General features: G+C 72.5%; 7 protein-coding genes and 1 pseudogene. 6 read left to right on the top strand and 2 right to left on the bottom strand.

The features are described from left to right. Positions 1-2491: family 78 glycoside hydrolase catalytic domain (locus ABD841_RS39690; protein ID WP_344982223.1), on the top strand; the 2491-nt coding region annotated here is incomplete at its 5' end. Between the two features lie 121 nt (positions 2492-2612). Here ABD841_RS39690 and ABD841_RS39685 read toward each other — a convergent pair. Further along, the gene (locus tag ABD841_RS39685; RefSeq protein ID WP_344982222.1) at positions 2613-3392 is read right to left on the bottom strand and encodes an IclR family transcriptional regulator; all 780 of its coding nucleotides are present in this window, start codon (positions 3390-3392) and stop codon (positions 2613-2615) included. Between the two features lie 106 nt (positions 3393-3498). Here ABD841_RS39685 and ABD841_RS39680 point away from each other — a divergent pair, with 106 nt between their 5' ends. From ABD841_RS39680 to ABD841_RS39660, 4 genes are all read left to right on the top strand, one after another. After that, complete coding sequence (locus tag ABD841_RS39680; protein ID WP_344982221.1) at positions 3499-4842, top strand: MFS transporter; 1344 nt, start codon at positions 3499-3501, stop codon at positions 4840-4842. A gap of 17 nt (positions 4843-4859) precedes the next feature. Beyond that, a complete protein-coding gene (locus ABD841_RS39675) occupies positions 4860-5813 on the top strand; it encodes a PDR/VanB family oxidoreductase (RefSeq protein WP_344982220.1) in 954 nt (317 codons plus the stop codon). Between the two features lie 50 nt (positions 5814-5863). Then, entirely contained in the window at positions 5864-7045 is a 1182-nt protein-coding gene (locus ABD841_RS39670) for a cytochrome P450 (protein WP_344982219.1), read from the top strand. Positions 7046-7326: 281 nt separating this feature from the next. Next, on the top strand, positions 7327-8988 hold the full coding sequence (locus tag ABD841_RS39660) for an N-6 DNA methylase (RefSeq protein ID WP_344982218.1): 1662 nt from the start codon (positions 7327-7329) through the stop codon (positions 8986-8988). Here the strand turns inward: ABD841_RS39660 and ABD841_RS39655 are convergent. Beyond that, positions 8982-11132, bottom strand: coding sequence for a UvrD-helicase domain-containing protein (locus ABD841_RS39655; protein WP_344982217.1), 2151 nt, complete (start codon positions 11130-11132; stop codon positions 8982-8984). The genes ABD841_RS39660 and ABD841_RS39655 overlap by 7 nt on opposite strands. Here ABD841_RS39655 and ABD841_RS39650 point away from each other — a divergent pair. Beyond that, positions 11131-11395, top strand: a pseudogene (locus ABD841_RS39650) (hypothetical protein); the annotation flags it as partial. The gene ABD841_RS39655 and the pseudogene ABD841_RS39650 overlap by 2 nt on opposite strands.

Here is an 11395-nt window from a genome sequence, read left to right as displayed (position 1 = left end):
GCGCGGGGCGCGGGTGCGCGTGCACGGCCGCGACGGCTCGGCCAGCGACTGGAGCCCCTGGTCCTGGGCCGAGAGCGGGCTGCTGGAGGCGGCCGACTGGCAGGCGAGGGCAGCAGCGCCGCCACTGGACCTGCTGGGGCCGCCCGACGGCCCGGCGCTGCTGCTGCGGCGCGACTTCACCGTGCGCGCCCCGGTGTCCGGGGCCCGCCTGTACGTGACCGCGCACGGCCTGTACGAGATCGAGCTCAACGGCCGCGTGGTCGGCGACGACGTGCTCGCCCCCGGCTGGAGCAGCTACGGGCACCGGTTGCGCTACCGCACCCACGACGTCACCGCGCTGCTGCGCGAGGGCGCCAACGCCGTCGGCGCCACCCTGGCCGACGGCTGGTACCGCGGCAAGATCGGGTTCGAAGGCGGCAGGACCCAGGTGTACGGCGACCGCACCGCGCTGATCGCCCAGCTGGAGATCTTCTACGCCGACGGCACCCGCGACCTGGTGACCACCGACGGGAGCTGGCGTTGCGCGCCCGGTCCCGTCACCGCCACCAGCCTGTACGAGGGCGAGCGCCACGACGCCCGGCTGGAACAGCCCGGCTGGTCGGCTCCGGATTTCGACGACAGCGGCTGGCTGCCCGCCGACCCGCTGCCCCACGACCCGGCCCTGCTCGTGGCGCCCACCGGTGCGCCGGTACGCCGGGTGGAGACACTCGGCCCCGCCGAAGTGATCACTTCTCCCGCCGGGCGGACGATCCTCGACTTCGGGCAGAACCTCGCCGGACGGCTGCGCATCCGGGTCCGGGGCGAGGCGGGCCGTACCGTCACCCTGCGCCACGCGGAGGTCCTCCAGGACGGGGAACTGTGCGTGCGGCCGCTGCGCGCCGCCCACTCCGTCGACACGTACACCCTGCGCGGCGGCGGCGTCGAGGAGTGGGAGCCGCGCTTCACCATCCACGGCTTCCGCTACGCCGAGATCGACGGCTGGCCGGGCGAACCGGACCCGGCCGACGTGCGGGCGGTCGTCTGCCACACCGACATGGAGCGGACCGGCTGGTTCGACAGCTCCGACGGCGCCCTGGACCGGCTCCACGACAACGTGCTGTGGAGCATGCGCGGCAACTTCGTCGACATCCCCACCGACTGCCCGCAGCGCGACGAACGCCTGGGCTGGACCGGCGACATCCAGGTCTTCGCCCCCACCGCCGCGTTCCTGTACGGCTGCGCGGGCATGCTGGGGTCCTGGCTGGCCGACCTGGCGGCCGAGCAGGCCGAGTTCGGCACGGTCCCGGTCTACGTGCCGTGGATCCAGCTGCTGTTCCCGATCGAACCCGTCGCCGCCTGGGGCGACGCGGCCGTCATCGTGCCGTGGACGCTGTACGAGCGCTACGGCGACCCGGAACCGCTGCGCAGGCAGTACCCGAGCATGAGAGCCTGGGTCGACCAGTGCGCCGGGCGCGCCGGGGGCGGCCACCTGTGGGACGGGGGTTTCCAGCTGGGCGACTGGCTCGACCCCGCCGCTCCCCCGGACCGTCCTTTCGAGGCGCGCACCGACCGCGCCCTCGTCGCCACCGCCTACCTGGCCCACTCGGCCCGTCTGCTGTCGCGGGCCGCCGCCGTCCTCGGCGACGAGGAGGGGCATCGGCGTTACGCCGGCCTCGCCGACCGCGTGCGCGCCGCCTTCGACGCCGAGTACGTCTCGCCCTCCGGCCGCCTGGTCGGCGACTCGCAGACCGCCTACGCGCTCGCCCTGCAGTTCGACCTCGTCGCCGGGGCCGACCGCCGCGCCCGGGCGGGCCGGCGCCTGGTCGAACTCGTCCGCGAGAGCGGCCACCGCATCGGCACCGGTTTCGTCGGCACCCCGCTCATCTGCGACGCCCTGGTCGCCGCCGGCGCCCCCGACGACGCCTACCACCTGCTCATGCAGCGCGAGTGCCCGTCCTGGCTCTACCCCGTCACCATGGGCGCGACCACGATCTGGGAGCGCTGGGACAGCCTGCTGCCCGACGGCTCGGTCAACCCCGGAGACATGACCTCCTTCAACCACTACGCCCTGGGCGCGGTCGCCGACTGGCTGCACCGCACCGTCGCCGGCCTGGCGCCCGCCGCCCCGGGATACCGGCGCATCCTGGTGCGCCCGCTGCCCGGCGGGGGCCTGTGCCACGCCCGCGCCGCGCACCTGACCCCGTACGGCAGGGCGGAGGTGCGCTGGGAACGCGCCGGCGGCCGGCTCCACCTCGAGGTCGCCGTCCCCGCGGGCGCGACGGCCACGGTCGTCCTGCCCGCCGAACCCGACCGGGCGATCGAAGGCGGCCGAGCGACCGAGGCCGACCGAGCGATCGAGGTCGGCGCGGGACGCCACCGCTTCGAGTGCGCCTTCCGCGACGCCGCCGACGACCCGGTCGCCGAGCAGCCCGGCTTCTTCGACCCGCCGGGCCTCCGGCCGGACGACGCCGCCGGCCTGGCCGCCGGAGCCCGCCCGCGCTGGGAGGACTGACCGCACCGCCGGATCGCGACGCGCCCGGCCGTCGCGATCCGGCGGGTGGCGGGAAGCCCGGGGCACCGGTGATCACAACACGGCTGCCACTGCCGGAGCGGCTTCACGGGTCGTGCGACGACTACGACGTGCGGGCGTGGACGTCGAGCGCGCGGCTGAGCGCCATCCCCGCGAGCTGCAAGGGCCTGGTCAGCGACCAGGCGTTACCGTCGTTCGGCACCACCAGCCCGAGAGCGGCGACGACGCGCCCCGCGGCCCGTACCGGTACGGCGATCCCGGTGGCGTCGGGGTGGATGTGGCCGGGGCAGAAGGCGAGGCCGTGGCGGCTCACGTCGGCAAGGGTGGCGCGCAGGGTCCGCGGGTCGGTGATCGTGTGCGGGGTGAACGCCGTCAACGGGCCCCGAAGCACGCGGGCCTTGACCTCGGAGCACGCGGTGGCCAGCAGGACCAGGCCCGCCGACGAGGCGTGCAGCGGCAGCCGCCCCCCGATCTTGGTGATGTTGACGACCGCGCCCGGTGCGACGAGGCGCTCGACGAACAGCACCTCGTCGCCGTCGAGGATGCCGAGTTGGGTGGAGTGACCGACCACGTGGTGCAGGTCGCCCATGAACTGCATCGCGGTCTCCCGCAGGGTCCGCACGGGTGAGGCGCGCTGGGCCAGCTCCCACATCCGGTTGCCGATGCGCACCCGGCGCCGCTCGTCGCGGGCCAGCAGTCCGTGCCGGGTCAGTTCGTCGACGAGACGGATGGTCGTGGCGAGCGGCAGCGCGGCCCGGCGGCTGATCTGGCTGACGGTGAGCACGGGGTCGTCGGGGCTGAACGCCTCGAAGATGCGCACGGCGCGGGTGAGGACCGACTCCCCGCTGGATGACCTGGCCACGCCCACATCATCGCTGGTCATGTGCCGTTCCGGCACCCGGGGCATCCATTGAATGGACACACCGTAGCCCGGCGGTGTTAACCGGCTCATTATCGACTGCTAACTCACCCCCCGGGAGGCCGGTTAGATGCGTTCCTCACCCGCGGGCCTGCGTGCCCGTATCGACGACAGTCCGATGTCCCGATCGCAGTGGTCGGCGATCGCCGTGTGCGTCCTGCTGAACGTGCTGGACGGCTTCGACGTCCTGGTCATGTCCTTCACCGCGGCGAGCGTCTCCGCCGAGTGGAAGCTGTCGGGCTCCGAACTCGGCGTGCTGCTGAGCGCGGGCCTGGTCGGGATGGCGCTGGGCTCGCTGTTCCTGGCGCCGCTGGCCGACCGGGTCGGACGGCGGGCGCTGATCCTGGTCTGCCTGGTGCTGTCCTCGTCCGGGATGCTGCTGTCGGCGCTGAGCCAGAGCGCGGTCCAGCTCGGGCTGTTGCGGGTGCTCACCGGGATCGGCATCGGTGGCATCCTGGCCGGCAGCAACGTCATCGCCGCCGAGTACGCCAACCGGCGCTGGCGCGGGCTGGCCGTCAGCCTGAACTCCACAGGCTACGCCGTGGGCGCCACCGTGGGCGGCGTCATCGCGGTCGCGCTGCAGAACTCGTCCGGGTGGCGGTCGGTGTTCGCGTTCGGCGGGGTCGCCACCGGGCTGCTCGTCGCGGTCGTGCTGTGGCGGCTGCCGGAGTCGCTCGACTTCCTGCTCACGCGGCGCTCGCCACACGCCCTCGGCCGGCTCAACGCACTGCTGACGGCGATGAAGCAGCCTCCGCTGGAGTCCATGCCCGAGCCCGACCGGCCCGCCACCGCCCCGGCGCCCCGCCTCCGGCAGATCCTCTCCCCGGCCCAGCGCCGCAACACCCTGCTCACCTGGGCCGGCTTCTTCACGGTCATGTTCGGGTTCTACTTCGTCACGAGCTGGACCCCGAAGCTCCTGGTGGAGGCCGGGATGTCGGCCTCCCAGGGAATCACCGGCGGGGTGCTGCTCAACCTCGGCGGAATCTTCGGCACCACGCTGCTGGGCCTGCTCGCCGCCCGCTTCGCGCTCAAGAACGTGCTGTTCGGCTACACCCTCGCCACGGCGGCGCTGCTCACCGTGTTCGTGCCCGCCACCTCGGTGTACGGGCTGGTGTTCGTCCTGGGCGCGCTGATCGGCCTGTTCGTCAACGGCTGCGTCGCGGGGTTGTACGCGCTGACGCCCTCCGTCTACCGGGTGGAGGTTCGTGCGACCGGCGTCGGCTGGGGCATCGGCATCGGCCGCGTCGGCGCGATCGTGTCTCCCCTCGTCGCCGGCCGGCTGCTGGACGCCGGGTGGGAACCGGGACAGCTCTTCCTGCTCGTCGCGGTGGTGCTCGTCGCCGGCGGACTGGCCGTCCGCGCGTTCCGCATCACCTCGGACGCGCCCGCCCCCGCCGCTCGGGAGAACGGATGAACATCTCGGGAGAACGGATGAACATCGCAACCACACTGGATCTGCGGGTCGCGGCGAAGGCCGCGGTGGCCGAAGGCGTCGTGGCGCTGACCCTGGCGCACCCCGACGGGCGGCGCCTGCCGGACTGGACGCCGGGCGCGCATCTGGACCTGATCCTGCCGGGTGGCCTGACCCGCCAGTACTCGCTGTGCGGTGACCGCTGGGACGCCCACACCTACCGGATCGGCGTCCTGCGCGAGCCGGACAGCCGGGGCGGGTCGGCGTACGTCCACGACGAACTGGCCGAGGGCGACATGGTCGCCATCGGCGGACCGCGCAACAACTTCGCGCTGGTGCCGGCCGAGCGTTACCTGTTCATCGCGGGCGGGATCGGCATCACGCCGCTGCTTCCCATGATCCACCAGGCCGAACTGCTGGGGACGGACTGGCAGCTGCTGTACGGCGGCCGTACGCGGACGTCGATGGCGTTCGCCGGAGAGCTGGCCCGCCACGGTGACAGGGTCACCCTCGCCCCGCAGGACGAGTGCGGACTTCTCGACCTGGCGGCCTGGCTGCCCGAGCGGGCACGGCCGGGCACCAAGGTGTACTGCTGCGGTCCCGCCGGACTGCTGGCGGCGGTGGAACGGCGCTGCGCCGGCTGGCCCGCCGGGCTGCTGCGCACCGAACGGTTCGCCGCCGGGGCTCTCGGTGCCCCCGCCAGGAACGAGCCGTTCGAGGTGGAACTGCGCCGCTCGGGGCTGTCGGTGACGGTCGCGCCGGGACAGTCCGTACTGCAGGCGATCACCGACGCCGGGGTCGGTGTGCTGTCGTCCTGCCGCCAGGGGCTCTGCGGCACCTGCGAGACCGATGTGCTGGAGGGCGAGCCGGACCACCGCGACGCGCTGCTGGACGACGCGGAGCGGGCCGCGGGGGACTGCATGTTCGTCTGCGTCTCCCGCTCGCGATCCGACCGCCTCGTCCTCGACCTGTGACCCCTCGCACGAACTCGACCCGTGTCGCTTCGCATGGAAAGGCCACGCCGGTGACCCTGCCGTCGCTCGACGCCGACCCGTTCGCCCATGACGTGCTCGAAGAGCCCGCGCCGCTGCACGCCACACTGCTGGAGGCCGGTCCCGTCGTCCACCTGACCCGCTACGACGTCTACGCCCTGGCCCGCTACGAGCACGTGCACGCCGCGCTGACCGACTGGCAGACGTTCCCGTCCGGCGCGGGCGTGGGGCTGAGCGACTTCCGCAAGGAGAAGCCGTGGCGCCCGCCCAGCCTGCTGCTGGAGGCCGACCCGCCCCGTCACGACGCGCCCCGCGCCGTCCTGGTGAAGATCCTCAGCCCCCGGGCGTTGCGCAGGCTGCGGGAGAGGTGGCTCGCCGAGGCCGACACGCTCGCGGAACAGGTGCTGGCCGAGCCGGAGTTCGACGCCGTCACCGCGCTCGCCCAGGCGTTCCCGCTGCGCGTGTTCCCCGACGCGGTCGGCCTGCCGCCTTCCGGCCGGGAGAACCTGCTGCCCTACGGCGACCACGTCTTCAACGCCTTCGGCCCGGCGGGCGACCTGGTGGCCAGGGGGCAACCGCGCGTGGCCGAGCTGACGGCCTGGGTCAACGCCCGGTGCCAGCGCGAGGTGCTGACTCCGGACGGCTTCGGCGCGCAGATCTGGGCCGCGGCCGACCACGGCGACATCACCCACGAGCAGGCGCCGCTGATCGTGCGCTCCCTGCTGTCGGCCGGCGTCGACACCACGGTCCACGGCCTGGCCGCCGCCCTGTACGCCTTCGCCACCCACCCCGAGCAGTGGCGGCGGCTGCGCGAGAACCCCGGCCTGGCCCGGGTCGCGTTCGACGAGGCGGTCCGCTGGCAGTCACCCGTGCAGACCTTCTTCCGCACCGCCGACCGCGACGTCGCCGTCGGCGAGGCGACCATCCCGGAAGGCAGGAAGATCCTGATGTTCCTCGGCGCGGCCAACCACGACCCGCGCCGCTGGGACGACCCGGACTCCTTCGACCTGTCCCGCGACCCCTCCGGGCACGTCGGCTTCGGCATGGGCATCCACCAGTGCGCCGGCCAGCACGTCGCCCGCCTGGAAGCCGAGGCGCTGCTGACCGCGCTGGCCCGCCGGGTCGAACGCTTCGAACTCGCCGGGACGCCCCGGCGCCATCTCAACAACACCCTGCGCGCGTGGGAGTCGCTTCCCGTGCGCGTCCACCTGTAGAGGAGATTCCGATGCCGTACACCGTGCAAGGCGTGGTCGCGCGTGGGAGGTCGACAACAACGTCCGGATCGTCGGCTCGGCCGACGAGGTGCTCGTCATCGACGCCGCGCACGACACCGACGCGATCGCCGGGCGAGTGGGAGGTCGTTCGCGCGAACCGAACTCCTGAGTGACACGGATGCCATCTCCTGAGCGACACGGGTGCTATCGATACTCCGCGTTGACAATGTCAATGCACCTATTGCTTGGGAGGATTTGCTGCTCCGTGTACTGTTGCCCCCATGAACGCCGACTCCCAGTCCGGCGCCGACTTCCTGGTCTCGGCTGCGGAAATCGCCAGATTGGCCGGGGTGACGCGGGCTGCGGTCTCCAACTGGCGCAGGCGGCACGCCGACTTCCCCGCGCCGATCGGCGGCGGGGGGCGCAACACCCTGTTCGCCCTGCCCGAGGTTCACACCTGGCTGGAGCGGCACCACAAAGCCGGCGACGTCTCCGACGAAGTGCTCGTCTGGCAGGCTCTGCGCGGCGTGTACGGCGATGACATGACGCGTGGCCTCGCCGACGTCTCCGAACTCTTCGTCAGCGGATCCTCCGAGTCCCTGGATACCGGGATCCGGTCGCTGGTGAAGGACCTGGCCGCGCAGAGCTCACCGGCCGACGTCGTCGCGGGGCTCGCGGAACGCTTCGTCGACTCGGCGGGCCAGGCAGGCTCGGAGCAGGTGTCGTCCCCCCGCCTGACCCGTGCCGTGAGACATTTCGCGGGCTCGGTGAGCGGCACCGTCTTCGACCCCGCCTGCGGGATCGGCTCCCTGCTTCTCGCGCTCGGGAGTGGTCCCGAGGTCACCCTGGCCGGGCAGGAGGTCGATCCGTCGGCCGCCCGGCTCGCCGAGTCACGTGCGAGGCTCGCGGGGAAGACGGACGTGACGGTCAGGGTGGGCGACTCCCTGCGTGAGGACCGCTGGCCGGAGCTCCGTGCGGCGCTCGTGGTGTGCGATCCGCCCATGAACGTGCCCGACTGGGGCCGTGCGGACCTGCTGCTCGACCCCCGCTGGGAGCTCGGCGTTCCCACCCGGGCGGAGAGCGAACTGGCCTGGCTGCAGCACTGCTATGCACACGTCGCGCCCGGCGGCAGGGTGATCGTCGTGATGCCCGCCTCCGCCGCCTACCGCAGAGCGGGCCGCCGGATCCGCGCCGAACTCGTCCGGCGCGGCATCCTCACCCAGCTCGTCGCGCTGCCCGCGGGGATGGTCGCGTCGCACGTCCAGCCCGTGCACCTGTGGCTGCTGGCCCGGCCTTCCTCCCCTGACAGCGCGGTGTCCTCCGTTCGCATGGTGGATCTGACCGCCAACGACCCCGACGGCCCGTTCGAACCCACTCCGGACCAGGTCGTGGACGTGCCTCTGGTCGATCTGCTCGACGAGACGGTGGATCTCGCTCCCCCGCACCACGTCGCGGCATCCCGCACCGACCACCTGGCGGAGTACATGTCCGTGCGCGAGGCCCTGGCGGGCCGGCTCCACGAGATGCTGGGTCTGCTGCCGCCCCTCGCCGCCGGGCCCGGCTCTCTCGACGGTGCCACGGTCAGGGTGGCCGACCTGGCCCGCGCCAGGCTCGTCGAGATCATCGGAGGGGAGGCCGTCTCCACGAGCGACCAGCTCGACACCGACTACCTGCACGGTTTCCTGTGCAGCACCGCGAACACCCGGCGCTCCACGAGCGGCAGCGGCAGCTTCCGCCTCGACGCTCGCGGCGCGCGCATCCCCCGGATGAGCGTCGACGATCAGCGGCTGTACGGCACCGCCTTCCGCGCCCTCGAAGAGTTCGAGCGACGCGTCAGGGAACTCACGGAGCTGTGTGATCGCGCCGCCGCGCTGGCGCGCGACGGCCTCACCGGCGGCGCTCTGCGCCCCGCGCCGGGGGGCGACGCCGCGCCTCCTCAGTGAGGTGCGGAAACGGACGGCAGGAACGGGCTGGGCGTCCCGCTCCACGACACGTGCAACGCGTCACGGGCCCGGGTGCACGCGACGAAGAGCACACAGCGCTCTCTGAGCATGTCGCTCTCGTGCTGGATCCGGTCCACCTCCGGCGGCGTGATCTCCTTCGCGAAGGGGAAGGCGCTCGCGGTCACCCCCACGACCGCGACACAGCGGAACTCCAGCCCTTTCATGGCGTGCATGGTCGCCAGCCGCACCCCGCCGACGTCCGCACCGGGGTGGTCCTTCACCCGGACCGCGGGAACGCCGGCCGCCGCCAGCCGGTCGTTCACCTTGTCCAGCAGGATGTTGAACCGGGTGCAGACGGCGATCTCGCTCGGCTGAACGCCCTGGCCGATCCAGTCCTTCACCTGCTCCACGAGCGCCGTGACCTCGGCCTGCTCGGCCGGGTACCCGGCGGTGTGCGGCCGCTTGCCGTGGAGCAGCGAGCGGTAACCGGTCAGGTTGTCGCTGCCCCCGCCCCCGAGTTCCTCGATGCGCGAGCCGCCGAGCACCCCGGTCGACCAGGTGAGGATCTCCGCCGTGCTGCGGTAGTTGATGCGCAGCCGGCTGCTGCGCCCGGCGACGGAGATGCCGAGGGCACCGAGCGACACCCGGGAGTCGTAGATCCGCTGGTGCGGGTCGCCCGTGATGAAGAGATCGTCCGGTCCTTCGAGCACCGCGGCGCGCAGCACCCGCCACTGCGCGGGATGCAGGTCCTGGGCCTCGTCGACGACGACGTGGTCGTAGCCGTGCGTGGTGAGGTCGGCACCGCCGAGCAGGAGCGTGGCCTGCACGCACACCTGCAGATGGGTGGTGACACCCGCCGCGCGCAGCTCCGCCGAGAACGCCTCCATGGCCCGCCAGACCTGTTCCCGCTGCCGCGGCCCGAGCGCCGAGCCCCGGCCCCGCCGCTCGGCCCGCAGATACTCCTCGCCGCCGCCGATGCGCTGGGCGAGGACGACGTGCCGGAACTCCTGCGCCAGGAACTGCTCCGTCCAGGGCAGGCCGAGCCGCTGACGGACCCGTCGCCAGATCTGCCGCTCGTCGGCGTCTCCGATGGGGGACGGCGCACGCCCGGACAGGTCGCGGACGACGCGGTGCGCGAAGGCGTTCACGGTGGTGACGTGCACCCGGGCCAGTTGCTTCTCGTCGTCGAGGAGCAGTGTCAGGTTCTCGCGCAGCGTCCTGGCCAGAGCGGTGGTGTACGTGGTGAGCAGCACCCGGCTGCCGGGTGAGCGGGAGAGCAGGTGCTTGACCCGGTGCAGGGCGACCACCGTCTTGCCCGTTCCCGGGCCACCCGTCACCTGCGCCGACCCGTTGTAGGAGGCGCGGTAGGCGACCCGCCGCTGGGACGGGTGGAGGAACACCCGCCACGCCGCGAACGGTTTGTCGAGGATGTCGGCCAGCTCGTCGGGCCGGGTGACGAGGGTGATGCGGTTGGTGGTGTTGGCGATGGCCATCGCCAGGCTCTCGGTCGGCTCGGGAGTGGCGTCGGCGGGCCGGCGCTCGGCGACGACGTCCCGGTAGACCTCCTCGGGCGAGAAGCCTTCGGCGAGGAACTGCAGGACCTCGAACTGGTCCTCGGGGAACAGGGCGCCGAAGGCCTCCAGCTGTGGTTTGTCGATGATCGTCCGTACCGGGCGCAGCACCTGGTCGTCGATGCCGAGGTCACGCAGCACGGTGTCGGAGTAGCGGGCGAACAGCAGCGTCGGCGCCTCGGCCGCGGCTTTCTCCAGGGCGGGCGTGAGCTGCTCGATGGCGACGACGTTGCGCACCTCCAGGGCGCGGGTGGCGGTGTTGACGGTGTAGAGGCGTTTCGCCGCCCAGCCGTAGGCCTCGTCGTGGGGCAGGACGTTCAGCAGCAGGAAGGTGTCGCTCCCGTCGTCCGGGGCCAGCACCACACCGCGCCAGCCGAGGGTGATGCGGATGGTCCGCATCCTCGGGTCCCGCGCGTTGGTCACCGACTCCAGGTGCAGTCCCTCGTCGGCGTACAGCTCCGCGATGGTGAGCCGCTGGAACTTCTCCATGGCCTTGCGCACCCCCGCCTTGAGCGGCTTCTCCAGGCGGTCGTAGGACTCCCAGAAGCTGTTGGCGAAGGCGAGCTGGGGCATGGGCGGACCTCCTGCGGGGGACGACCGGAGACAGTGGATCATACGGCCGCGGCGAGCGGCGGAGCCAGGGATCCTCGTCATCGAGACGCGCCTTCGAGCGCGGCGGCTTCATACGCTGCGGTTCACCGCCGCCGCGGCGCTCGCCGAACTGCCCGGCAAACACGCTCCGAAGTGCTATGAATACGCTTACGGCATGTCCGCGCCCGAGGTGCGGCGCCTCCTGGAGGAGATCATGACGTCCACCACCTGGCCCGTCTACAGCC

The sequence above is a fragment of the Streptosporangium fragile genome (assembly GCF_039534445.1).
Classification (GTDB): Bacteria; Actinomycetota; Actinomycetes; order Streptosporangiales; family Streptosporangiaceae; genus Streptosporangium; species Streptosporangium fragile.
Note: the sequence above shows the minus strand (reverse complement) of the source record. Positions and strands in the feature narration are given on the sequence as shown.

Excerpts from the sequence above, each read along its gene's own strand:
- ABD841_RS39675 (WP_344982220.1), top strand. The coding sequence starts at position 4,860 with ATGAACATCGCAACCACACTGGATCTGCGGGTCGCGGCGAAGGCCGCG.
- ABD841_RS39655 (WP_344982217.1), bottom strand. The coding sequence starts at position 11,132 with ATGCCCCAGCTCGCCTTCGCCAACAGCTTCTGGGAGTCCTACGACCGC.
- ABD841_RS39660 (WP_344982218.1), top strand. The coding sequence starts at position 7,327 with ATGAACGCCGACTCCCAGTCCGGCGCCGACTTCCTGGTCTCGGCTGCG.
- ABD841_RS39680 (WP_344982221.1), top strand. The coding sequence starts at position 3,499 with ATGCGTTCCTCACCCGCGGGCCTGCGTGCCCGTATCGACGACAGTCCG.
- ABD841_RS39685 (WP_344982222.1), bottom strand. The coding sequence starts at position 3,392 with ATGACCAGCGATGATGTGGGCGTGGCCAGGTCATCCAGCGGGGAGTCG.